22 protein-coding genes are annotated in these 23,596 nt (G+C 72.8%); 11 read left to right on the top strand and 11 right to left on the bottom strand.

Features of this window, described 5'->3' with window-relative positions; translation table 11 throughout:
* Nucleotides 1-5 precede the first annotated feature (5 nt).
* Together QM782_RS06340 and QM782_RS06345 are read left to right on the top strand one after the other, a co-directional pair.
* A complete protein-coding gene (locus tag QM782_RS06340; protein WP_415202067.1) occupies nt 6-1,142 on the top strand; it encodes an efflux RND transporter periplasmic adaptor subunit in 1,137 nt (378 codons plus the stop codon).
* Entirely contained in the window at nt 1,139-4,219 is a 3,081-nt protein-coding gene (locus QM782_RS06345) for an efflux RND transporter permease subunit (protein WP_415202068.1), read from the top strand. Before QM782_RS06340 ends, QM782_RS06345 begins: the two co-directional genes overlap by 4 nt.
* 9 nt (nt 4,220-4,228) lie before the next feature.
* Here QM782_RS06345 and QM782_RS06350 read toward each other — a convergent pair whose 3' ends face one another.
* Together QM782_RS06350 and QM782_RS06355 are read right to left on the bottom strand one after the other, a co-directional pair.
* Complete coding sequence (locus tag QM782_RS06350) at nt 4,229-4,723, bottom strand: adenylyltransferase/cytidyltransferase family protein (RefSeq protein WP_415202069.1); 495 nt, start codon at nt 4,721-4,723, stop codon at nt 4,229-4,231.
* Nucleotides 4,724-5,201: 478 nt separating this feature from the next.
* Nucleotides 5,202-5,822: a glutathione S-transferase N-terminal domain-containing protein gene (locus QM782_RS06355; protein ID WP_415202070.1), complete on the bottom strand. Its 621-nt coding sequence runs from the start codon at nt 5,820-5,822 to the stop codon at nt 5,202-5,204.
* A gap of 78 nt (nt 5,823-5,900) precedes the next feature.
* Between QM782_RS06355 and purB the strand changes: the two genes are divergently transcribed.
* Nucleotides 5,901-7,265 carry an adenylosuccinate lyase gene (gene purB / locus QM782_RS06360; protein ID WP_415202071.1) on the top strand — a complete coding sequence of 455 codons (1,365 nt, stop codon included), beginning with the start codon at nt 5,901-5,903 and terminating at the stop codon, nt 7,263-7,265.
* Nucleotides 7,265-7,828, top strand: coding sequence for a YaeQ family protein (locus QM782_RS06365; protein WP_415202072.1), 564 nt, complete (start codon nt 7,265-7,267; stop codon nt 7,826-7,828). The genes purB and QM782_RS06365 overlap by 1 nt, the downstream gene beginning before the upstream one ends.
* Before the next feature lie 3 nt (nt 7,829-7,831).
* On the opposite strand, the gene QM782_RS06370 is transcribed toward QM782_RS06365, so the two are convergent.
* Nucleotides 7,832-8,275 (bottom strand): DUF3717 domain-containing protein, encoded by a 444-nt coding sequence (locus QM782_RS06370; protein ID WP_415202073.1) that lies wholly within the window; start codon nt 8,273-8,275, stop codon nt 7,832-7,834.
* A gap of 353 nt (nt 8,276-8,628) precedes the next feature.
* On the opposite strand from QM782_RS06370, the gene QM782_RS06375 reads away from it, so the two are divergent.
* Both QM782_RS06375 and QM782_RS06380 read left to right on the top strand, forming a co-directional pair.
* Nucleotides 8,629-9,318, top strand: a complete 690-nt coding sequence (locus QM782_RS06375) for a TerC family protein (protein WP_415202074.1) — start codon at nt 8,629-8,631, stop codon at nt 9,316-9,318.
* Between the two features lie 75 nt (nt 9,319-9,393).
* A complete protein-coding gene (locus QM782_RS06380; RefSeq protein WP_415202075.1) occupies nt 9,394-9,867 on the top strand; it encodes a hypothetical protein in 474 nt (157 codons plus the stop codon).
* 25 nt (nt 9,868-9,892) lie between these two features.
* Here QM782_RS06380 and QM782_RS06385 read toward each other — a convergent pair whose 3' ends face one another.
* A complete protein-coding gene (locus QM782_RS06385) occupies nt 9,893-11,440 on the bottom strand; it encodes a M48 family metalloprotease (RefSeq protein WP_415202076.1) in 1,548 nt (515 codons plus the stop codon).
* Nucleotides 11,441-11,511: 71 nt separating this feature from the next.
* Between QM782_RS06385 and moaC the strand changes: the two genes are divergently transcribed.
* A complete protein-coding gene (gene moaC / locus QM782_RS06390; RefSeq protein WP_415202077.1) occupies nt 11,512-12,021 on the top strand; it encodes a cyclic pyranopterin monophosphate synthase MoaC in 510 nt (169 codons plus the stop codon).
* Here the strand turns inward: moaC and QM782_RS06395 are convergent.
* The 3 genes from QM782_RS06395 to QM782_RS06405 all read right to left on the bottom strand — a co-directional run bounded on the left by QM782_RS06395 (nt 11,982) and on the right by QM782_RS06405 (nt 16,093).
* The gene (locus tag QM782_RS06395; RefSeq protein WP_415202078.1) at nt 11,982-13,670 is read right to left on the bottom strand and encodes a PglL family O-oligosaccharyltransferase; all 1,689 of its coding nucleotides are present in this window, start codon (nt 13,668-13,670) and stop codon (nt 11,982-11,984) included. The two genes, moaC and QM782_RS06395, sit on opposite strands and share 40 nt — an antisense overlap.
* A 137-nt stretch (nt 13,671-13,807) precedes the next feature.
* Nucleotides 13,808-15,487, bottom strand: a complete 1,680-nt coding sequence (locus tag QM782_RS06400) for a Wzy polymerase domain-containing protein (RefSeq protein ID WP_415202079.1) — start codon at nt 15,485-15,487, stop codon at nt 13,808-13,810.
* A gap of 90 nt (nt 15,488-15,577) precedes the next feature.
* Nucleotides 15,578-16,093, bottom strand: a complete 516-nt coding sequence (locus tag QM782_RS06405) for a pilin (protein WP_415202080.1) — start codon at nt 16,091-16,093, stop codon at nt 15,578-15,580.
* A gap of 239 nt (nt 16,094-16,332) precedes the next feature.
* Here QM782_RS06405 and QM782_RS06410 point away from each other — a divergent pair, with 239 nt between their 5' ends.
* Both QM782_RS06410 and QM782_RS06415 read left to right on the top strand, forming a co-directional pair.
* On the top strand, nt 16,333-17,151 hold the full coding sequence (locus tag QM782_RS06410) for a DUF2189 domain-containing protein (protein ID WP_415202081.1): 819 nt from the start codon (nt 16,333-16,335) through the stop codon (nt 17,149-17,151).
* A 40-nt stretch (nt 17,152-17,191) separates the two neighbouring features.
* Complete coding sequence (locus tag QM782_RS06415) at nt 17,192-18,040, top strand: pseudouridine synthase (protein WP_415202082.1); 849 nt, start codon at nt 17,192-17,194, stop codon at nt 18,038-18,040.
* Nucleotides 18,041-18,121: 81 nt separating this feature from the next.
* Here the strand turns inward: QM782_RS06415 and aqpZ are convergent, their stop codons facing one another.
* Entirely contained in the window at nt 18,122-18,817 is a 696-nt protein-coding gene (gene aqpZ / locus QM782_RS06420; RefSeq protein WP_415202083.1) for an aquaporin Z, read from the bottom strand.
* A gap of 244 nt (nt 18,818-19,061) precedes the next feature.
* On the opposite strand from aqpZ, the gene htpG reads away from it, so the two are divergent.
* Both htpG and QM782_RS06430 read left to right on the top strand, forming a co-directional pair.
* Complete coding sequence (gene htpG, locus QM782_RS06425; protein ID WP_415202084.1) at nt 19,062-21,092, top strand: molecular chaperone HtpG; 2,031 nt, start codon at nt 19,062-19,064, stop codon at nt 21,090-21,092.
* A 14-nt stretch (nt 21,093-21,106) separates the two neighbouring features.
* Nucleotides 21,107-21,472, top strand: a complete 366-nt coding sequence (locus tag QM782_RS06430; protein WP_415202085.1) for a hypothetical protein — start codon at nt 21,107-21,109, stop codon at nt 21,470-21,472.
* 39 nt (nt 21,473-21,511) lie between these two features.
* On the opposite strand, the gene QM782_RS06435 is transcribed toward QM782_RS06430, so the two are convergent.
* The 3 genes from QM782_RS06435 to QM782_RS06445 form a co-directional block, all read right to left on the bottom strand.
* Nucleotides 21,512-22,558, bottom strand: a complete 1,047-nt coding sequence (locus tag QM782_RS06435) for a serine/threonine protein kinase (protein ID WP_415202086.1) — start codon at nt 22,556-22,558, stop codon at nt 21,512-21,514.
* Between the two features lie 110 nt (nt 22,559-22,668).
* Complete coding sequence (locus QM782_RS06440; protein WP_415202087.1) at nt 22,669-23,088, bottom strand: organic hydroperoxide resistance protein; 420 nt, start codon at nt 23,086-23,088, stop codon at nt 22,669-22,671.
* 104 nt (nt 23,089-23,192) lie between these two features.
* Nucleotides 23,193-23,558: a TraR/DksA family transcriptional regulator gene (locus QM782_RS06445; protein WP_415202088.1), complete on the bottom strand. Its 366-nt coding sequence runs from the start codon at nt 23,556-23,558 to the stop codon at nt 23,193-23,195.
* Nucleotides 23,559-23,596 lie beyond the last annotated feature (38 nt).

A 23,596-nucleotide genomic window follows, 5' to 3' on the forward strand; every position in this document is an offset into this window, starting at 1 on the left:
AGACCATGCAACGCTCCCGCCGCCTCCTCCTGATCGCCGCCGTCGCCGTGCTGGCGCTGATCGCCGCCGCGCTGTGGCTGCGGCGCCCGGCCGCAGCGCCGGCCACCGTCCCCGATGCGCCGGCGCCGGCCGCGCGCCCGGCGCTGGCCGTGCGCGTGGCCACGCCCGAGCCGGCCGAGCTCGAACGCCTGCTGCCGGCCAACGGCAACGTGGCCGCCTGGCAGGAGGCCAGCGTGGGCTCCGAATCGAACGGCCTGCGCCTGGCCGAGGTGCGCGTGAACGTGGGCGACACGGTGCGCCGCGGCCAGGTGCTGGCGCGCTTCGCCGGCGAGGCCGTGCAGGCCGACGTGGCCCAGGCCCGCGCCGCGCTGGCCGAGGCGCGCGCCAGCGCCGCCGACGCGGCCGGCAACGCGGCCCGCGCGCGCACGCTGGAGCAGACCGGCGCGCTGAGCCAGCAGCAGATCGCCCAGTACCAGACGGCCGAGCAGACCGCGCAGGCGCGCGTGCAGGCGGCCGAGGCCGTGCTGGCCGCGCAGCGGCTGCGCGGCCAGTACACGCAGGTGCTGGCGCCCGACGACGGCGTGATCTCCGCGCGCAGCGCCACGGTCGGCAGCGTGGTCGGCGCCGGCACCGAGCTGTTCCGGCTGATCCGCCAGGGCCGGCTGGAATGGCGCGCCGAGGTCGGCGCCGCGGACCTCGCCAGCCTCGCCGTGGGCATGCCGGTGCGCGTGGCCGTGCCGGGCGGCGGCGAGGTGGCCGGCCGCGTGCGCAGCATCGCGCCCACGGTCGATCCGCAGACGCGCCAGGCGCTGGTCTACGTGGACGTGCCGCCGGCGCGCGCCGCGCCGCTGAAGGCCGGCATGTTCGCCAGCGGCGTGTTCGTGCTCGGCCGCAGCGAGGCGCTGACGGTGCCGGCCGCGGCCGTGGTGCCGCGCGACGGCTTCAACACCGTGATGCTGCTGCAGGACGACCAGCGCGTGCGCCCGGTGCGCGTGCAGGCCGGCCGGCGCGTGGGCGAGCGCATCGAGATCGCCGGCGCGCTGCCGCCGGACGCGCGCGTCGTGACCGAGGGCGCCGGCTTCCTGAACGAGGGCGACCTGGTGCGCGTGGTGGACGGCCCGGCCGCGGAGCCCGCGCGATGAACCTGTCCGCCTGGTCGATCCGCAACCCGGTGCCGGCGGCGATGCTGTTCGCGCTGCTGACGCTGGCCGGGCTGTTCGCGTTCCGCGCGATGAAGGTGCAGAACTTCCCGGACATGGACCTGCCGGTCGTGATCGTCACCGCCACGCTGCCCGGCGCCTCGCCGGCGCAGCTGGAGAACGACGTGGCGCGCAAGGTCGAGAACGCGATCGCCACGCTGCAGGGCCTCAAGCACATCACCACCACGCTGACCGACGGCACGGCCACCATCGCATGCGAGTTCGTGCTCGAGAAACCGGTGCAGGAGGCGGTGGACGACGTGCGCTCGGCCGTCAGCCGCGTGCGCTCGGACATGCCGGCCGACCTGCGCGACCCGATCGTGACCAAGCTGGACCTGGCGGCGCAGCCGATCCTGGCGTTCGCGATCGCGTCGGACCGGCTGGACGACGAGGCGCTGTCCTGGTTCGTGGACGACACCGTGGCGCGCCGGCTGATGGCCGTGCCCGGCGTGGGCGCGGTCAACCGGGTGGGCGGCGCGACGCGCGAGATCCGCGTGGCGCTGGACCCGGCGCGCCTGCAGGCCCTGCGCGCGACGGCGGCCGACGTCTCGCGCCAGCTGCGCTTGGTGCAGCAGGAAAGCGCCGGCGGCCGCGCCGACCTGGGCGGCGCCGAGCAGCCGGTGCGCACGCTGGCCACGGTGGCCTCGGCCGACGAGCTGCGGCGGGTGCAGATCCCGCTGCCCGACGGCCGGCGCATCGCGCTGGCGGACGTGGCCGCGGTCGAGGACACGGTGGCCGAGCCGCGCGCCGCCGCGCTGCTCAACGGCCGCGCGGTCGTGGGCTTCGAGGTCGCGCGCTCGCGCGGCGCCAGCGAGGTGGAGGTCGGCGCCGCGGTCGAGCGCGCGCTGGCGCAGCTGCGGCACGACCACCCGGACATCCGGCTCACGCGCACGCTGGACTTCGTGAAGATCGCGGCCGAGGAGTACGACGCCTCGATGAAGCTGCTGTACGAGGGCGCCGTGCTCGCGGTACTGGTGGTCTGGCTGTTCCTGCGCGACTGGCGCGCCACCATCGTCTCGGCCGTGGCGCTGCCGCTGTCGGTGATCCCGGCCTTCATCGGCATGCACCTGCTGGGCTTCTCGATCAACATCATCACGCTGCTGGCGCTGTCGCTGGTGGTCGGCATCCTGGTGGACGACGCCATCGTGGAGGTCGAAAACATCGTGCGCCACCTGCGCATGGGCAAGACGCCCTACCAGGCCGCGATGGAGGCGGCCGAGGAGATCGGCCTGGCCGTGGTGGCCACCACGTTCACGCTGATCGCGGTGTTCCTGCCCACGGCGTTCATGAGCGGCGTGGTCGGCAAGTTCTTCAAGCAGTTCGGCTGGACGGCCTCGCTCGCGGTGTTCGCCTCGCTGGTCGTCGCGCGGCTGCTCACGCCGATGATGGCGGCCTACCTGCTCAAGCCGCTGGTGGCGCAGGAGCGCGAGCCGGGCTGGCTGGCCGGCTACATGCGCGCCGCGCGGGCCTGCCTGCGGCACCGGCTGGCGACGATGGCGGGCGCCACGCTGTTCTTCGTCGGCTCGCTGGCGCTGATCCCGCTGCTGCCCTCGGGCTTCATCCCGCCGGACGACAACGCCCAGACCCAGGTGCGCGTGGAGCTGCCGCCCGGCAGCACGCTGGCGCAGACCGTGGCGATGGCCGAGCAGGTGCGCCAGCGGCTGCTGCGGATCGACCACATCGGCGACATCTACACCGCCATCGGCGCCGGCAGCGCGGGCGCGGACCCGTTCTCGGGCAACTTCGTCGAGGCGCGCAAGGCCACGCTGACGCTGCAGCTCGCCCCGCGCGGCACGCGGCCGCGCAAGCAGGTGATCGAGCAGCAGATCCGCGAGGCGCTGGCCGACCTGCCCGGCGCGCGCACCGGCGTGGGCCTGGGCGGCTCCAACGACAAGTACGTGCTGGCGCTGTCCAGCCAGGACCCGCACGCGCTGCGCCAGGCCGCCACCGCCGTCGAGCGCGAGCTGCGCACCATCCCCGGCATCGGCAACGTGACCTCGCTGGCCAGCCTGGTGCGGCCGGAGATCGTGGTGCGGCCCGACTTCGCGCGCGCGGCTGACCTGGGCGTGACCAGCGCGGCCATCGCCGACACGCTGCGCGTGGCCACCATGGGCGACTACGACAACCAGCTCGCCAAGCTCAACCTGGCCGAGCGCCAGGTGCCGATCATGGTGCGGCTGGCCGACGGCGCGCGGCACGACCTGACGCTGCTGGAGCGGCTGGCCGTGCCCGGCGCGCGCGGCCCGGTGCGCCTGGGCGAGGTGGCCCGGCTGGAGCTGTCGGGCGGGCCGGCGGTGATCAGCCGCTACGACCGCGCGCGCAACATGAACTTCGAGATCGAGCTGTCCACGCGCGGGCTGAACGACGTGGCCGAGGCGGTGCGCCAGCTGCCGGCCGTAAAGAACCTGCCGCCCTCGGTGCGCATCGTGGACGTGGGCGACGCCGAGGCCATGGCCGAGCTGTTCACCGGCTTCGGCCTGGCCATGCTGACCGGCGTGGTCTGCATCTACGTGGTGCTGGTGCTGCTGTTCAAGGACTTCCTGCAGCCGGCCACCATCCTGGCGGCGCTGCCGCTGTCGCTGGGCGGCGCCTTCGTGGCGCTGCTGCTGGCCGGCCGCAGCTTCTCCATGCCCTCGCTGATCGGGCTGATCATGCTGATGGGCATCGCGACCAAGAACTCCATCCTGCTGGTGGAATACGCCATCGTGGCGCGGCGCGAGCGCGGCATGGACCGCTGGGACGCGCTGCTGGACGCCTGCCACAAGCGCGCGCGGCCGATCATCATGACCACGCTGGCCATGGGCGCCGGCATGCTGCCGATCGCGGTCGGCTGGGGCGCGGCCGACGCCAGCTTCCGCTCGCCGATGGCCACGGCCGTGATCGGCGGGCTGATCACCTCCACGGTGCTGAGCCTGCTGGTGGTGCCGGCCGTGTTCACCTACGTGGACGACTTCGAGCAGTGGCTGCGCCGCGGGGCGCGCCGGCTGCGCGGCCGGCAGGACGCCGCCGCGCCGCGCTGAACGCGGCGCCTACGTCGGCTGCCGGATGCGCGCGACCAGCGCGGTGGTCGAGTAGCCGTCCACGAACGGGATGGCCAGCGCGCGGCCGCCCCAGCGCCGGACCAGCGCGGTCTCGGGCAGGCGCTCCATGTCGTAGTCGCCGCCCTTGACGATCAGGTCCGGCCGCAGCTCGGCGATCAGGGCCTGCGGCGTGTCCTCGTCGAACCAGGTCACCAGGTCCACCGCGCCCTGCGCGGCCAGCATCACCGCGCGGTCGGCCTCGCCGTTCAGCGGCCGGTCCGGCCCCTTGCCGAGCCGGCGCGCCGAGGCGTCGCTGTTCAGCGCCACGACCAGGCTGCCGCCCAGCGCGCGCGCCTGCGCCAGGTAGGTGGCGTGGCCGCGGTGCAGGATGTCGAACACGCCGTTGGTGAACACCCAGGGCCGCGGCAGCGCGGCCAGCCGCGCCGGCGCGTCGGCGCGCGCGCAGATCTTGGCGAGGAAGGCCGGGGGGGCGAAGGCGCTCATGGCCGGCGATGCTAGCAGCGCCGCGCGCCGCGGCGTGCACCGGGGATGCCGTCCGCCCCGCCCGTCGCCCGAATCCTGCAGCCAGGCAGGGCGATCGCGGCCCGAACATTTTTTTACCCGCGGACGCGGAACAATGCGGGAACTTTTCGCTGCGCCCGGCGCTCCATGCGGGGGTGATGCAGCTGGGCGCATGCCCGGCACCGCATCCGATCCTTTTTCGCTGCGAAGCCTTCCCGCCGTGTGGCGGGACGCAATCCCGGGGTGGTTCTCCTCCTCCTCCCTCCCCCTCGTTCGCCCCGGGGCGCTTCGCAGCCTTTCATACAGCCGACACAGCCAGGGCCGGACGGCCCTGGCGTCGGATGCTAGGCAGGCATCAATCGCGCCCCGGCCCCAAGGGCGGTGGCGGTGCAAGTGGAGCGGTGCAAGTGGACGCCTGTCGAGGGCCTCGCATGGCTGCGAGGGATGCGTCCACGGCTTCTCAGCCCGGACGGGTGTCGGCGAAGCTCTGGCGCTGCATCAGCTTGTCCTGCAGCCGCGCCAGGTTCGGATGGGCGCTGCGCCAGTCGATGTGGGGAAAGCGGAACTCCAGCCAGCCGAGCGCGCAGCCGACCGCGATGTCCGACAGGCTCAGGTGGATGCCGCTGCAGAACGGCTTGTCGCCCAGGCCCTGGCTGAGGGCCATGAGGCCGGCGTGGACCTTGCCGAGCTGCCGGTCGATCCAGGCCTGGCTGCGCTCGCTGTCGGCGCGGTGCGGCCAGATGGCCTCCATGCGGGCCAGCACGCCGGCGTCCATCACGCCGTCGGCCAGGGCCTCGCAGGTCTTGACCTCGGCGCGCTCGCGGCCCGGCACCGGGATCAGCCGGCCGACCGGCGACAAGGTGTCCAGGTACTCGACGATCACGCGCGAGTCGTACACCGCCTCGCCGCCTTCCATCAGCAAACAGGGCACCTTGCCGAGCGGATTGGCGCGCGCGATGGTGGTCGTGTCGGCCCAGACGTCCTCTTCCACGAACTGGTAGTCCAGCTTCTTCTCCGCCATGACGATGCGCACCTTGCGCACGTAGGGACTGGACCGGGAACCGATGAGTTTGAGCGACATGGATCGTGGAAGCGCCTCCGGGAAACGCCCCGGGCCGGCCGGATTCTAGGGGGAGGGCGGCACCTACAATCCGCGCCCATGAGCCTGCCCCCGATCTCCGCCCTCTCGCCGCTGGACGGCCGCTACGCCGCCAAACTCGCCCCGCTGCGGCCGCTGATGAGCGAGCAGGGCTTCATGCACCGGCGCGTGCAGGTCGAGGTCGCCTGGTTCATCGCGCTGGGCGATGCCGGGCTGGCCGAATTCAAGCCGCTGTCGGCCGAGTCGCGCGCCTACCTGAACGGCCTGGTCGCGCAGTTCGGCGAGGCCGACGCGCTGGCGATCAAGGAGATCGAGAAGACCACCAACCACGACGTGAAGGCGGTGGAGTACTGGATCAAGGGCAAGTTCGAGGGCCGGACCGAGCTGCAGGCGGCGTCCGAGTTCGTGCACTTCGCCTGCACCAGCGAGGACATCAACAACACCAGCCACGCGCTGCAGCTCAAGACCGCGCGCGACACCGTGCTGCTGCCGGCGCTGGACGCGATCGTCGACAAGCTGCGCGAGATGGCCACCGCCCACGCGGACGTGCCCATGCTCTCGCGCACGCACGGGCAGACCGCCAGCCCCACGACCGTGGGCAAGGAGGTCGCCAACGTGCTGCGCCGGCTGCAGACGGCGCGCGCGCGCATCGCCGGCGTGGCGCTGCTGGCCAAGATGAACGGCGCCGTGGGCAACTACAACGCCCACCTGTCGGCCTGGCCCGAGGTGGACTGGGAAGGCTTCAGCCGCGGCGTGGTCGAGGGCCTGGGGCTGACGTTCCAGCCCTACAGCATCCAGATCGAGCCGCACGACTACATGGCCGAGCTGTTCGACGCCGTGGCGCGCGCCAACACCATCCTGGTCGACTGGTCGCGCGACGTCTGGGGCTACATCAGCCTGGGCTACTTCAAGCAGCGGCTCAAGGCCGGCGAGATCGGTTCGTCGACGATGCCGCACAAGGTCAACCCGATCGACTTCGAGAACGCCGAGGGCAACCTGGGCCTGGCCAACGCGCTGCTGCGCCACCTGTCCGACAAGCTGCCCGTCAGCCGCTGGCAGCGCGACCTGACCGACTCCACGGTGCTGCGCAACATGGGCGTGGCGCTGGGCTATGCGCTGCTGGCCTACACCTCGCTGATGACCGGCCTGAACAAGCTGGAGCTGAACCGCGAGGCGCTGGACGCCGACCTGGACGCCGCCTGGGAAGTGCTGGCCGAGCCGATCCAGACCGTGATGCGCCGCTACGGCGTGCCGGGCGCCTACGAGAAGCTCAAGGAAGTCACGCGCGGCAAGACCGTGGCCGCGGCCGACCTGCACGGGCTGATCCGCTCGCTGCAGATCCCCGAGGCCGAGAAGCAGCGGCTGCTGGCGCTGACGCCGGCGACCTACGTCGGCAAGGCCGTCGAACTGGCGCGCCGCACCTGATGGCGCTGAAGTCCACGGTCTTCAAGGCGCATCTCTCGATCGCCGACATCGACCACGGCTACTACGCCGAGCACGCGTTCACGCTGGCCCGCCACCCGAGCGAGACCGACGAGCGCATGATGGTGCGCCTGGCCGCGCTGGCGCTGAACGCGCACGCGCTGCAGACGGTCTGCGGCGGCGACGGCGTGCTGGCCTTCGGCGCCGGGCTGTCCGACCCCGACGATCCGGACGTGATCCTGCGCGACTTCACCGGCCAGGCGCGGCTGTGGATCGAGGTCGGCCAGCCCGAGGAACGCGCATTGGCCAAGGCCGCCAGCCGGGCCGACGCCGTGGCGGTCTACGCCTACCACCACGCGGCCGAGGTCTGGTGGCAGGGCATCCGCCACAAGCTCGCGCGGCAGGACAAGCTGACGGTCTGGCGCATTCCCACGGAGACCAGCCAGGCGCTGGCCCGGATGGCCGAGCGCAGCATGCAGCTGCAGGCCACGGTGCAGGACGGGCAGCTGCTGCTGTCCGACGCGCAGCGCAGCCTGGAGATCGCCTGCGAGCGCTGGAAGCCCTGAGATTCAGCCGGCCGCGCCGGGCTCTTCCCCGCCGGCGGCGGGGCGCTCGCCGGCCCGCTCCGCATAGCGGTTGAAGCGCCAGGCCTCGCCCTGCAGCGTGATGCGGCGCCAGGTGGCGCGCTTCTCGGCCGGCGTCATGGCGGGCCACAGCTGGACCTCCTCGAACGTGCGGCCGCAGCCCTTGCAGGCGTCGTCGCCCTGGCTGGTGGAGCAGATCGCGATGCAGGGCGTGTCCGGCTGCGTGGCGTACCAGGCCAGCCAGGCGTCCCTGGCCGCGGGCGGCATCGTCGCCTCGTCGGCCTCGTCCTCGTGGTAGTAGACCATCAGCGCGTAGACCTCGGCCAGGGCCCGCAGCTCCGGGCCCAGCGTCACGCCGTCGGGCGAGGGCGTGCGCTCGCGCCAGTGGTTGATGGCGGCCTCGATGTCGGTGATGTGGATGCCGGCCATGGGGCGCGGATCATAGCGCCCGTCAAGTCCCTTCGCCGCCGGGGATTTGCGCCGGCGCAGCACGCCGCGATGCTCTAATCCGCGCCGCGAAGGGGAGTAGCTCCCACCGCCGCGGCAGGGAGGCACTCCACAGCAGGAGCGCCGCCGCGGCAGACATCGGCCATGCCGTCATGACGAAGCGTTCGCTTCCGGCAGGCCGGGCATACAACGGACAACGACATGCCGAGCAAGACCTTCGATCCACACCCGGGACGGGTGCTGGTCGAAGCGTGCTTGCCGCGGCGTCCGCCGTGCGCGCCGCCGGCCGCGCCCGCCTCCGGTTCGATCCAGTCCACACACGGAGAGCCTCGTCCATGGAGTTCATGTCCACCGCCTGGTGGTCGGCATTGCTGGCCATCATCCTCATCGACCTCGTGCTGGCCGGCGACAACGCGATCGTGATCGCGCTGGCCGCGCGCAGCCTGCCCCCGAACCTGCAGAAGAAAGCCGTGATCTGGGGCACGGTCGGCGCCATCGGCGTGCGCGCGCTGATGACCGTGGGCGTGGTCTGGCTGCTGAAGATCCCCGGCCTGATGCTGGCCGGCGGCCTGGGCCTGGTCTGGATCGCCTACAAGCTGCTGGCCGACAACCAGGACGGCGGCGGCGAGAGCCACGGCCCCGCGGCCACCACCTTCTGGGGCGCGATGAAGACCATCATCGTCGCCGACGCGCTGATGGGCGTGGACAACGTGCTGGGCGTGGCCGGCGCCGCGCACGGCGCCATGGACCTGGTGGTCATCGGCCTGCTGGTCAGCGTGCCGATCGTCGTGTTCGGCAGCACCATGGTGCTCAAGCTGGTCGAGCGCTTCCCGGTCATCATCAAGGCCGGCGCGGCGGTGCTGGCGTTCACGGCGGCCAAGATGATCGTCAACGAACCGGTGCTGGGCGGCACCTTCGCCGACAATCCCGCGCTGCGCTGGGCCCTGACGGCGGCCGTCGTCGCCGGCGTGCTGGCCGCGGGCTGGCTGCGCGAGCGGCGCGCCGCCGGCCAGCCGGCCGCCTGAGCACGCAGAGAACAGGGCCCGGGACTGCGGCGGCAGCCCCGGGCCGACCCCACGATCCGCCGACCCGGAGATGCCATGGAGACGGTCATTGTGTACATCGACGACGCGGCCCACGCCCGGCAGGAGCTGGGTGCCGTGCTCGACGCCGGACCCGCCGCCACGCCGCTGCCGCCGGTGCACTGGGTGCTGGTCGCCTGCGCGCCGCGCATGACCCACCGCATCAGCAAATGGGTCAGCCACAGCGCGCGCGAGAACTGGCGCGCGCGCTGGTCGGACAAGCTGTTCGGCGAGGTCTCGCCCTGGCTGCGCCAGCGCGGCCACCGCGTCACCGAGGTGCTGGCCAAGGGCCCGCTGGCCGAGCTGCAGACCGAGCTCGCGGCCCGGCACCGCACGCCGCACCTGCTGGACGCGCGCCGGCCCAAGTTCGGCACCGAGCTGCAGCCCCTGGCGCCGCCGCCGGCCGAGCACAAGCCACCGCCGCGTCCGCTGCCGGGCATGCTCGCCGGCGTGCTGGGCCTGGCGGTGCTGCTGGCCGCCGACTACTGCTAGGGCCGCGGGCGCGGCCCCGGCGCGGTCAGCGCTCCTCCTTCTCCTCCCGCTGCTGCTCGCGGACGATGGCTTCGACCTGCCGCGCCCGCGTGTCGATGATGGAGGCCTCGATGTGGTCGTCCGGCCCGTTGCCCTGGCGCGGGCCGCGCGCGTAGTTCTGCGCGGCCTTCAGCCGGTCCAGCGCACCCGGGTAGTCCAGCCGCGCGACCTGCTGCTCGGCCTCGGCGCGCAGCGCGCGCAGCGTCTGGCCCTGCGCCGCGTAGGCGCTGGCCAGCAGCCGCCAGGCCGTGGCGTCGCGCGGATCGCGCGCGACCTGCAGCTGCAGCTGCTGCGCGGCCTCGGCGGCCCGGCCTTCGCGGATCCACAGCGGCGCGCCCAGCAGCAGTTCGGCCCGCCCGGCCTGCGCGGCCGGGATGGCGGCCAGCGCGGCCTGGGCGCGCGCCACGTCGCCGGCGGCCGAGGCCAGCTCCGCATCCAGCAGGTGGAGCTGGCGCAGCGCGCGCGGATCGCCCTGCACGGCCGGGCGCAGGCGCTCCAGCAGCGCATCGGCGGTGGCGCGCTCGCGCAGCTGGCTGGCCGCCAGCGCGCCGGCATACAGCACCGGCGCGGCCTGGGCCGGCGCGGCGGACGCCGCCAGCGACTGGGCCTCGCCGATCCAGGCGCGCAGCCGGTCCGGCCCCGGGTTGGACAGCACGCGCGCGCGCGCCGACATCAGCGCCTGCTCGATGTCCGGACGGGCCGGCGGCGCGCGGCGCGCCAGCAAGGCCTGGCGCGCCTGCATGTCGGCCAGCCGCTCCGTGGTCAGCGGGTGGCTGCGCAGGTACGGGAAGGCGCCGTTGTCGTTGAGCTTGCTGGCCTGCTGCAGCTTGTCGAACATGCCCACGAAGCCGGCCGGGTCGAAGCCGGCCTGGGTCATGACGCCGTAGCCGATGCGGTCGGCCTCGCGCTCCATGTCGCGCGAGAAGTTCAGCTGGCTCTGCGCCGCCGCGGCCTGGCTGCCCATGATCATGGCGCCGGCCGCGTCCGGGTTGCGGCTGGCGGCCAGCGCGCCCAGCACCATGGCGCCGATGGCCCAGGGCGTGATGCGCGAGGACTGGTCCATCAGCCGCGCGATGTGCCGCTGCGTGACGTGGGTCAGCTCGTGCGCCAGCACCGAGGCCAGTTCGTCGCGCGTGGACACCGCGCCGATCAGCCCCAGGTGCAGGCCCAGGTAGCCGCCCGGCAGCGCGAACGCGTTGATGCTGCGGTCGCGCCCCATCAGGATCTCCCAGGCGAAGCGCTCGTCCAGCTCGCCGGTCAGCTCGCCGCGCGCCTTGGCGGCGGCCAGCAGCGGCTGCCAGATGCTGCGCACGTAGTCCTCGAGCACCGCGTCCTCGATGTAGTCCGGATCGCGGTACAGCTCGCGCGCGATGCGCTCGCCCAGCCGGCGCTCGGCCGCGGTCGTCATCGAATTGCCATCGCCCAGGCTGGGCAGGCCCTGGGCGTGCGGCGGGCCGGCGTGCAGCGCCAGCAGCGCGCCGGCCAGCGCCAGGGACAGCAGGCGCCGCGCGCCCGGCAGGATCGGAGAAAACATGCCCCTATGATGCGCGAAGCGCCGGCAGGTTCAGCCGCGCGCCCGCCCATCCCCCCTCTCCCGACCGCCCAATGCCCCCGCTGACCCATTTCGACACCGACGGCCAGGCCCACATGGTGGACGTGGCCGGCAAGCCCGCCACGCGCCGGGTGGCCGTGGCCACCGGCCGCATCGAGATGCAGCCGGCCACGCTGGACCTGGTGCGCAGCGGCACCGCCAAGAAGGGCGACGTGCTGGGCGTGGCGCGCATCGCCGCGATCCAGGCCGCCAAGAAAACCAGCGAGCTGATCCCGCTGTGCCACCCGCTGGCGCTGACGCGCGTGGCCGTCGCCTTCGCGCTGCCGGCGCCCGGCAGCCCGGTGGCCGGCGTCGACTGCACGGTGACGGCCGAGACCATCGGCCCCACCGGCGTGGAAATGGAAGCGCTGACGGCCGTGCAGGTCGGCCTGCTGACCATCTACGACATGTGCAAGGCCGTGGACCGCGGCATGGCCATCACCGGCGTGCGGCTGCTGGAAAAGCGTGGCGGCAAGTCGGGGGACTACCGGTCGGACGACGCCGCCGACAGCCAGGCCAGATAGGCCTCGGGAAACGCGGCCCGCAGGCGCGCCGCGTGGAACGCGACCTCGTCGTCCAGCCCCAGCTGCCGCGCGCTGTCCAGCAGGCGCTCGACCACGCGCGGCTCCGGCGAGAAATGCAGCAGCTCGGTCGCCAGCGCGTACTGGGCCGCGGCGTTCTGCGGCGTCGACTCGGTCACACCGAGTTCCGCGAACAGCACCTGGCGGCGGAACAGCCAGCTGTGCTGCAGCTTGGCCAGCGTGTCAGCGCGGTAGGCGGGCGCGCGCAGCTCCGGCGGCAGGTAGATCTGGCCGATGCGGTGGTAGTCCCAGCCGGCATAGGCCACGGCACCGAGCATGGCGGCGGCCAGCGCCACCGGCGCCGCCCTCCCACCGCCGGGCGCAGCCGGGCGCGCCGGCGCCAGCAGGCCCAGGCACAGCCCCAGCGCCAGCTGGAACGGCCCGTACCACAGCGGGTATTCGAGCAGGCTGTGCACGCCGACCACGGCCAGCACCATCCAGGCCGTGCGCCGCACCGGATCGGTCTCGCGCCAGGGCCGGCCGCGCAGCACCCAGACCAGCACGGCGCCGCAGAACAGCACGGCCACCGGCACACCCAATTCCACCGCCAGGTGCAGCGGCAGACTGTGGGCGTTGTCCAGGATGTCGCAGAAGCGCGGGCCGTCGTACAGCGTGACGTAGTGCGCGTAGTCCAGCTCCCCCCAGCCCCAGCCCAGCCAGGGCCGCGCCGCGATCAGCTGCAGCACGTTGCGCCACAGCGTCAGGCGGCTGGCGCACAGGGCGTCGCCGCTGCGCAGGCGCGAGAACATGCCGTGGCCGGCCGGGTCGAGGCCGGCGGCCCAGGGCAGCGCGAACGCGGCCACGGCGTAGACGCCGAACAGCCCGCCCAGCGCCAGCCACACGCGCCGGTCGCGCCGCCACAGCAGCGCCAGCACGGCCAGCACCAGCAGCTGCAGCAGGCCGGTGCGCGAGGCCGAGGCCGCGTTGCCGGCCACCAGCAGCGCGGCCGCCATGGCCCATGCCGGCCAGTCGCGGCGCGGCAGGCCGCGCGCCGGCAGCAGCCACGCGGCCAGCAGCACGGCCAGCGCGATGCTGGTCAGCGAGGCGAACTGGTTGCGCTGGCGCAGGTTCGCGAAGGCCTCGCCCAGCGGCGCCCAGCTGACCCAGGGCACCAGCGCGTCGGCCAGGCCGAAGTACTGCAGCAGGGCCAGCACGCTGCTGGCGAGGCCGGCGAGCAGCCAGGGCAGCAGCGCGCACCACCAGGGCCAGGGCAGGCCGGCGACCTGGCTGCCGGCAGGATGCCGCCGCACCAGCGCGGCACCGAGGCCGACCAGTGCCAGGGCACCGGCCAGCGCCAGCGCCTCGTACGGCGGCGGCGCAGCTGCACGGGGAAAGGCGACGGCGCAGAGCAACAGTACGGGCAGCACGCACCAACCCCAGCCGCCCGCGACAGCGGGGCGCGCCGCAGCCGGCGGCGCGCCCCATTGGCACAGCAGCAACGCCGCCGCCACCGCGGCCGCACTGGCTAGCCAGGGCAGCACCGAGGGCACCGGGCCGAACGCCACGGGATTCAGCCACGGCAGCGCACAGAGCACGGCGACCAGGACCGGAGCGGCCCGCAGCGGTGGCGGCAGCGACTGGCCAGCGGCCATCGTCAGGCCATGCCACCGGATAAGCGGCCATCCGCGCCGTTCGGCGGCACGGTCGAGCACACCTCGCGCCCCACCAGCAGCGGGCGGACGAACCATCGGAATTGCCAGGCGACCATGCTTCGATGATGCCGGAGCCGTCAGTGGAGGCCGCCCGGCGCCTCTGCGGCGTAGCGCTCGACCAGCGCGCGCAGTTCGGCCTGCGCCGCGGCGTGGTAGGACGCGCCGAACATGCCGGCGATGACCCGCATCTGCCGCTCGGCGCCGGCCGGGTCGCCATTGAGCGCGAGTGCGCCGGCGTAGCGCAGGTGCAGGGAGCCGAACGGAAAGCGCAGTGCCGTCCTGCGCAGGCGCTCCAGGTCCTGCGCGGCCATCTGCGGTGCCGGGCGCATGCGGGCCGCCGCCAGCATCTCGCCCATGTGCGTCAGCAGCCGGATCTCCGGCACCCGGTAGTCGTCCGGCGTGCGGCCGATGCGCATGTTCTCGAAGCGCACGACCCGGAAATCCTCCTCGACCAGCAGGTACTCGCGGCAGATGGCGACGCCGAGCACGGCCGCGCAGGCGAAGGCCGGCCACGCCCAGCGCAGCCGCAGCGGATGCGCGCGTGCGCCGGGGTGCAGCGCCTCGACGATCCCGGCCAGCAGGCCCGCCAGCACCAGGAAATAGGCATAGGCGAACGGAAATTCCAGCAGGCTGTGCACCGCCAGCGGCAACAGCCCGGCCAGCGCCGCCACGGCCAGCGGCGCCGAGGCCCGCGCCAGGCGCACGCACAGCCACCAGGCGACGAGCCCCGTCCACAGCAATCCCAGCGGGATGCCGTTCCACGCCATCAGGTCCAGCACCACGTTGTGGGCGAACCCGTAGGTCAGGTCTCCCGGCACGGTGGCCGCCGCGGCGGCCTGCGCGGTCGGCGTCTGCAGCCAGCCGTAGCCGGCCCACGGCGCCTGCGCGATGCCGGCGGCGACCTGGGACCAGATCGACAGCCGGTCGCCCGTGTGCGCCAGCGATGCGGCACCGCGGCCACCGCCGAGCAACAGGGCATCGGCCACCACCGGCTGCACGGCCGTGGCCAGCGCGAAGCCGGCGACCCAGGCCAGCACGGCCGCGCGCCGCAGCCGCGGGAACTGCGGCGCCTTCCACCCCAGGAACACCGCCGCCACCAGCACGCCGACCATGCCCGAGCGCGACTGCGTCAGCACCAGCACCAGGGTCAGGAAGCCGATGGCCAGCGCCAGCACGGCACGGCCGACGCGGCGCCATTCGAACAGCATCAGCAGCGCCGCCATGCCCGTCAGCAGCAGGGTGGCGAGCTGGTTCGGCTGCCCCAGGTTGCCCATGGCCCGGTCGCCCGGATCGCCCTGCACCACGTACATGCCCAGAGGACCGGTCAGCGCCAGCCACTGGAGCAGGCCGATCGCGGCCGAGGCGATCGCGGCGAACGCAACGGCCGCCGCGAAGCCAACCAGCACGCGCTCGCGCACGGCCGGCGCCGGATGCCGCACCCAGGCCATGCCGACGGCGAGCGCGGCCGCCAGGGCGGCCAGGTACAGGCTCGCCATCAGGGCGTCGCCGGCGAACAGGCCGATGCCCAGCACCCACCACAGCCAGGCCGACGCGGCGGCAGCCAGCGGCCAGCACGCGATGGCCGGGCAGGCGGGCAGCGCGCCACGGTCCAGCAGGCGGCTGGCCACCAGCAGCAGCAGGCCGGCGCAGGCCAGCGCCTCCGAGTGGAAGTTCACCCAGGGGCGGTAGTGGTCGTAGCCCAGCCAGGACAGGCCGAACAACAACAGGCCGAGGTACAGGGTTCTGGAAGAGGCCATCAAAAAAAGCGACCGAAGTCGCTTTCTTTGGGATCCCAGCCTATCTGGGCCGGGAGGACCGATCCATATCGATCAAGGCGTTGTTGACCCTCAGTCCGGAACGCGGCAGGAACCGGGCAGGAATTTGGCCTGAACCGGCGTACCCGTTTTTCCGGGGCCGCAGATCCACGTGTTCACGGCCTGGCCGAACGCGGGCTGGGTGCACGTGGAGAACGACGTCGCAGCGTTGCTGCACGGAGCCAAGCGGATCGTGCCATCGGCGCCCGTGGCAATGCCTGTCGTCGTCACGACGACGTTCACGCCACCGCCTGCGCCAGTGCCCGAAGCGGTTGTCTCCACCTTGTCGACATAGCGGGTGCCCGAGCCGGAGCTCACTTCGCAGCCCCACTGGTTCGCATCGACCGTCGTCGTCCCGGAAACGCCGGACTGAATGGTCTCCGTGATGCTGGTGCGGCACGCCGACCCGGCCAGGATCGCCTCGGAGATCTTGGCCCGCGCCGTGTAGTCCTGGTACGCCGGCAGCGCCACCGCCGCCAGGATGCCGATGATCGCCACCACGATCATCAGTTCGATCAAGGTAAAGCCCTGCTGCATGGATCGCTTCATTCGCGCACTCCCCGGTTCGTTGTCAGAAAAAGATGTAGATCGCTTCAGCAGTTTGCATGCCACCCGGATACGGCCTGCGATGCCGGGCCGCAGCGGTCGTTTGTCACACCCACGTGCTCAGTGGGGACTTTTTTGCCGCGCGGCAGTGACATTTTTGTCATTCGCCGGCGCAGGGCGATCCCGCATTGACGGCGGGCGGCGGCGCCGTGACGATGCGGCCGCCTTCCGAACCTGCCGCCATGACCACCGACCCCAGTTCCCCGGCCGCCGCGCCCGCGGTTCCGCCGGCCGCGCCGCCCTCGCTCGCGCTCGGCACGCTGCGCCTGGCCTCGCCGTTCGGCTGGCTGGCGCGCGGCTGGCGCGACCTGTGGGCGGCCTGGCCGCAGTCGCTGTTCTTCGGCGCCTGCTTCTGGGCCATGGCGGTGGTGCTGCGGCTGGTGTTCCGCGGCAGCCCGGAATGGACCATGACCATGGTCTCGGGCTGCTTCCTGGTCGGGCCGTTCCTGGCGATGGGGCTGTACGACATCAGCCGGCGCCGCGGCGCCGGGCTGCCGCAGGACCTCGCGGCCTCGCTGACCTGCTGGGACCGCCACCTGCCCAGCATGGGCATGCTGGTGCTGGTGCTGATGGTGCTGGAGCTGCTGTGGGGCCGGGCCTCGCTGGTGGTGTTCGCGGTGTTCTTCTACACCGGCATGCCGACCACGGCCGGCGTGCTGCAGGCCGTGTTCAACCCGCACAACTGGCAGTTCGTGGCGGTCTACGCGCTGGTCGGCGGCATCTTCGCGGCGCTGGTCTATTCGACCTGCGCGGTCTCGATCCCGATGATCATGGACCGCGGCCTCGACGCGATCACGGCCGGGCTGCGCAGCTTCCAGCTGGTGCTGTCGCGGCCCGGCGTGATGCTGCTGTGGGGCCTGCTGATCGTGGCGCTGACGCTGGCCGCGCTGGCGCTGCCCTGGGCCGCGGGCGTGCTGGTGGTCGTGCCCTGGCTGGGCCATGCGACCTGGCACGGCTACCGGCAGGTGATGCCGCCGGCCGCGGACGCGGCGCTGGCGTAGACTGCGCGCCCGCCCCGCCCGGGGCGGCGCCCGGCCCCGCATGAACACGCCACCGCCCAAGCCCCCCGCCCCGCCCGCGGTCCGCCGCATCCCCCGGTCCGAAGCGGCCGCGGCCGCGGCCTCGCCTTCGCCCGACGGCCTGGTGCGCCTAAACAAGCGCATGGCCGACCTTGGCCTGTGCTCGCGCCGCGAGGCCGACGACTGGATCGACCGAGGCTGGGTGCGGGTGAACGGCCAGCCGGCCACGACCGGGCAGAAGGTGGCGGGCGGCGACCGCATCACGGTGGAACGCGCCGCCCAGGGCGCGCAGGCGCGGCAGGTCACGATCCTGCTGCACAAGCCGGTGGGCTACGTCAGCGGCCAGGCCGAGGACGGGCACCTGCCCGCCGTCACGCTGGTCAGCGCGCGCAGCCGCTGGGCCGAGGACCGCGCGCCGCTGCAGTTCGCGCCGGCGCAACTGCGCGGACTGGCCCCGGCCGGGCGACTGGACATCGACTCCGTGGGCCTGCTGGTGCTGACGCAGGACGGCCGCGTCGCCCGCCAGCTGATCGGCGAGGACGCGCAGGTCGAGAAGGAATACCTGGTGCGCGTGCAGTACGGCGCCGTGGCGCAGGACGTGCGGGCGGCGTTCCCGGCCGAGGGGCTGGCGCGGCTGCGGCACGGCCTGGCGCTGGACGGCCGGCCGCTGAAGCCGGCCCGGGTGGAATGGGAGAACGCCGAGCAGCTGCGCTTCGTGCTGACGGAGGGGCGCAAGCGCCAGATCCGCCGCATGTGCGAGCTGGTCGGCCTGCGCGTGGTCGGCCTGAAGCGCATCCGCATGGGCCGCGTGCTGCTAGGCCGGCTGCCGCCGGGGCAGTGGCGCTACCTGGCGCCGGGGGAGCGGTTCTGAACGGACGCGCCCAGCGGCCCCGGCGATAGCCAGCCGGCGCCCGCGAGGAACTCGCGGGCGGCCCGGCTTGGCCTTGCGTCTTCAGTCGTCGCTCAGGACGGCCTGGTAGATCAGCGCGCCGATCACCGCGCCGACGATGGGCGCGACCCAGAACAGCCACAGCTGGCCGGTCGCGGCGGTGCTGGCGAACAGCGCCGGGCCGGTGCTGCGGGCCGGGTTGACCGAGGTGTTGGACACCGGGATCGACACCAGGTGGATCAGCGTCAGGCACAGGCCAATCGAGATGCCGGCGAAGCCGCCCTGCGCGCGCTTGGCGGTACTGCCCAGGATCACCAGCAGAAAGATGGCGGTCATCACGACCTCGCAGACCAGCACGGCGGTCATGCCGTAGTGGCCGGGCGAGAGCTCGCCGAAGCCGTTGCTGGCGAAGCCGCCGACCTCGAAGCCGGGCTTGCCGCTGGCGATCAGGTACAGCACGCCGGCCGCGGCGATGGCGCCGAGCACCTGGGCGATCACGTAGCCGGGCAGCTCGGCCCAGCGGAAGCGCCCGCCCACGGCCAGGCCGACGGAGACGGCCGGGTTGAAGTGCCCGCCCGAGATCGGGCCGAAGGCGTAGGCGCCGGTCAGCACCGTCAGGCCGAACGCCAGGGACACGCCCAGCAGGCCGATGCCGACCTGCGGGAACGCCGCCGCCAGCACGGCGCTGCCGCAGCCGCCGAAGGTGAGCCAGAACGTGCCCAGGAACTCGGCCGTCCATTTCTTGATGCTGCTATCCATGTGTGTGCGCTTTCTTGTCGAGGAAACGGGAAAGGAGAAGGCGCCCGTCGGCGCCCTGGGCTGGCATTGTCGGCACGCGCACACCCGAAAACGTAACAGCAGCCCCCCGAGTTTGTAACAATTTGGTGCAGTGCCGCATTCGCGGCCCGCGCGCCCACGGCTTGAAGACGCGTGCGGCCGCCCATAATTGCGCCCCTGCCGCTCCGGCATGGCGCCGGGGCACCCATCTCCCACCAAGACGACGATGACCAAGCAAACCCTGTCCTTCCAGGCCGAGGTGGCGCAGCTGCTGCACCTCGTCACGCATGCGCTGTACTCCAACCCCGAGATCTTCCTGCGCGAACTGATCTCCAACGCCTCGGACGCCTGCGACAAGCTGCGCTTCGAGGCGCTGAACGACGCCAAGCTCTACGAGGACGCGCCCAACCTGGAGGTGCGCGTCTCCTTCGACAAGGCCGCCAAGACCCTGACGATCGCCGACAACGGCATCGGCCTGTCGGAGCAGGAGGCGATCGCCAACCTGGGCACCATCGCCAAGAGCGGCACCAAGGAGTTCATGGCCCGGCTGTCGGGCGACCAGAAGGTCGACGCGCAGCTGATCGGCCAGTTCGGCGTGGGCTTCTACTCCGGCTTCATCGTGGCCGACAAGATCACCGTGGAATCGCGCCGCGCCGGCCTGCCGCCCGAGCAGGGCGTGCGCTGGGTGTCCGGTGGCACCGGCGACTTCGAGGTCGAGGCCATCACGCGCGCGGCGCGCGGCACCAGCGTGACGCTGCACCTGCGGCCCGACGCCGAGGAATACCTGAGCACCTGGAAGCTCAAGTCCATCATCGCCAAGTACTCCGACCACATCTCGCTGCCGATCCTGATGCGCAAGGAGGAGTGGAAGGAAGGCGAGGACAACAAGGGCGGCGAGATGGTCCTCACCGACGAGTGGGAGACCGTCAACAAGGCCACGGCGCTGTGGTCGCGGCCCAAGAAGGACGTCACGCCCGAACAGTACGACGAGTTCTACAAGCAGATCAGCCACGACCACGAGGCGCCGCTGGCCCACAGCCACAACCGCGTGGAGGGCAGCACCGAGTACACGCAGCTGCTGTACATCCCGGCCAAGGCGCCGTACGACCTGTGGAACCGCGACAAGAAGGGCGGGCTGAAGCTGTACGTCAAGCGCGTGTTCATCATGGACGACGCCGAGGCGCTGCTGCCGACCTACCTGCGCTTCGTGAAGGGCGTGGTCGATTCGTCGGACCTGCCGCTAAACGTCAGCCGCGAGCTGCTGCAGGAAAGCCGCGACGTGCGCGCGATCCGCGACGGCAACACGCGCCGCGTGCTGTCGATGCTGGAGGACCTGGCCAAGAAGCAGAAGACCGCGCCCGAGAGCGCCGAGGGCAAGATCGACGTGGGCTCGGGCGATGCCGTGCCGGCGCCGGAGCCGACCGAGGGCGTGACCGACGTGGAGGACAAGAACGCCCCCACGCCGGCGGCCGAGGCCGCCGCGCAGTACGCCGACGAGTCCGACAAGTTCGCACGCTTCTGGGCCGAGTTCGGCGCGGTGCTGAAGGAGGGCCTGGGCGAGGACTTCGCGAACCGCGAGCGCATCGCCAAGCTGCTGCGCTACGCCAGCACCACCAGCGACGCCGTGAACGTCTCGCTGGCCGACTACAAGAGCCGCATGAAGGAAGGCCAGGAAGCCATCTACTACATCACGGCCGACACGCTGGCCGCGGCCAAGAACAGCCCGCAGCTCGAGGTCTTCAAGAAGAAGGGCATCGAGGTGCTGCTGATGACGGACCGGGTGGACGAGTGGGCGCTGTCGTACCTGCACGAGTTCGACGGCACGCCGCTGCAGTCCGTGGCCAAGGGCGCCGTGGACCTGGGCAAGCTGCAGGACGAGGCCGAGCAGAAGGCCGCCGAGGAAGCCGCCGAGACCTTCAAGCCGCTGCTGGCCCGGCTGAAGGAGGCGCTGAAGGACAAGGCCGAGGACGTGCGCGTGACCACGCGCCTGGTGGATTCGCCGGCCTGCCTGGTGGTGCAGGACCACGGCATGAGCACCCAGCTCGCCCGCATGCTGAAGCAGGCCGGCCAGCAGGCGCCGGACGTGAAGCCGGTGCTGGAAGTCAATGCCGGGCACCCGCTGGTCCGGAAGCTGGAGGGCTCGGACCATTTCGACGACCTGGCCCACATCCTGTTCGACCAGGCGCTGCTGGCCGAAGGCGGGCTGCCGGACGATCCGGCCGCCTACGTGCGGCGCGTGAACGCTTTGCTCGCCTGAGGGTCCAAGCCGCGATGACGACCACCCTGCCCCACCCGATGCGCGCTGCCGCTGCAGCGCTGGCCGCCACCGTAGTGCTCGGCGGCTGCGCCGCGGGCGCGGGGATCAGCGTACCGGTGCTGCCCGGCGTGTCGCTCGGCGTGGGCGTCAGCTCGGGCGGCGACGTGCACCTGGGCGTCGGCACCGGCGTGGGGCCGGTCGGCGTGGGCGTGGGCGTCAACCAGCGCGGCCAGGTCTCGGCCGGCGCCGGCGTGGGGGTGGGCACCAGCGTCGGCGGCGCGCGCGTGGGCGCCGGCGTGGGCACCGGCACGGTGATCTACGACCCGCGCGACCGCCACCGGCCGGCCGCCAGCAGCGAGGAACAGGGCGGCGGCCCCTGACGGCCTCGTCGGCCGCCGGCAGCCCCGCCCCGCGGAACGCTAGGCGCGCAGCGGCGGCTCCTGCATCGCCTCGATCTGCTCGACCAGCATGTGGACCTGGCCCTGCCAGTAGTCGCTGCTGCCGAACCAGGGGAAGCTGGCCGGAAAGATCGGATCGCTCCAGCGGCGCGCCAGCCAGGCGCTGTAGTGGATCAGCCGCAGCGTACGCAGCGGCTCGATCAGCGCCAGCTCGCGCCGGTCGAACGGGCGGAACTGCTCGTAGCCGTCCAGCAGGCCGCCCAGCTGCTCGGTGCGCTGGCGGCGGTCGCCGGAGAGCAGCATCCACAGGTCCTGCACGGCCGGGCCCATGCGGGCGTCGTCCAGGTCCACGAAGTGCGGGCCGCCGCCGGGGCGGTCGGTCGGCGTCCACAGGATGTTGCCGGGATGGCAGTCGCCGTGCAGGCGCAGGCAGGCGATGCCGTCCGGCTGGCCGACGGTGGCCAGCGGGCTCGCGGCCACCAGGGCCAGCGCCTCGTCGCAGGCGCGCGCCCAGTCGGCCTGCACGTCCAGCGGCACCATCTGGTGCTGCAGCAGCCAGTCGCGCGAGGCCTGGCCGAAGCCGGCCAGGTCCAGCGCCGGCCGGGCCGCGAACGGCCGCGCGGCGCCCACCGCATGGATGCGCGCGAGGAAGCGGCCGGTCCACTCCAGCACCTCGAAGTCGTCCAGCTCCGGCGCGCGGCCGCCGCGGCGCGGGCTGACGGCGAACTGGAAATCCGCGTCGCGGTGCAGCGTGCGGCCGCCGATCGCCAGCGGCGCCACGGCCGGCACCTCGGCCGCGGCCAGTTCCGCGGCGAAGGCGTGCTCCTCCAGGATCTGCGCCTCGCTCCAGCGGCCCGGCCGGTAGAACTTGGCGACGACGACCTCGGGCACACCGTCGGGCGCGCGCTCCAGGTGCACCTGGTAGACGCGGTTCTCGTAGGAGCTGAGCGCCAGCAGGCGCCCGTCGCCGACCAGGCCGATGCCGTCCAGCGCGTCGAGCACGCGGTCCGGCGTGAGCCGGTCGTAGGGGTGGCGCGGCGCGTCGCCGAACAGCGGGTCGGAAGGCATCGCGCGATTGTCGCGCGGGCACGCGCCGGCCCCGGCGATCAGGCGATCAGGCGATCAGGCGATCAGGCGATCAGGCGATCAGGCGATCAGGCGATCAGGCGATCAGGCGATCAGGCGATCGTGATGTCGACCGGGATGTTGCCGCGCGTGGCGTTGGAGTACGGGCAGACCTGGTGCGCGGCGTCGACCAGCGTCTTGGCGGCCGCGGCCTCCACGCCGGGCAGCGTGACCTTCAGGCGCACGGCGACGCCGTAGCCCTTGGCGGTGGGGCCGAGGTCAACCTCGGCGTCGACGGCCGCATCGGCCGGCACGGCGACGCCGACGTTGCCGCTGACCGCCTTCATCGCGCCCAGGAAGCAGGCCGAGTAGCCGATCGCGAACAGTTGCTCGGGGTTGGTGCCGGTGCCGGCACCGCCGGGCGCGCTGAGGCGCACGTCCAGCCGGCCATCGGAGGACTTGCCGGCGCCGTCGCGGCCGCCCGTGGTATGGGTCTGGGCGGTGTAGAGGACTTTGTCGAGCGGGGTGGTCATGGTGGCTCCTTGGGAGTGAACGCTTCGGTCCGAAGCAGGGACGCGCATCCTAGTGCAAGCGCGCCGCCCGGCACGGCCCATGGATATCCACGCCCTCCCCCCCCTCAATGGCCGGGGGCGCCCTGGTGCCGCTCGGCCGCGCTCTGGCAGCGGATGCAGCGCAGCGCGGACGGCTGGGCGCGCAGGCGGGCGGCGTCGATGTCTTCGCCGCAATCCTCGCAGATGCCGTAGCGGCCTTCGTCCAGCCGCTGGCGCGCGGCGCGCAGGCCGCGCAGCTCGGCCAGGTCGCGCTCCATCTCGGCCGTGGCGACCTCGGCCAGCGCGTTGAGCTCGGCGCCGTCCTTCATGTCGCCGACCTCGCGCGGCGCCGGCTCCTCGCGCTGCTGCGACGCCGCGATCTCGGCGTCGAGTTCGCGCTCGCGCGCATCGAGCAATCGGCGGACGTCGGATTCGGAATAGGTCTGGGCCATGGTGCCTCCACAATGCAGTTGCAACCAGTCTAGAACCC

The sequence above is a fragment of the Pseudorhodoferax sp. genome, assembly GCF_047601025.1.
Lineage (GTDB): Bacteria > Pseudomonadota > Gammaproteobacteria > Burkholderiales > Burkholderiaceae_C > Pseudorhodoferax.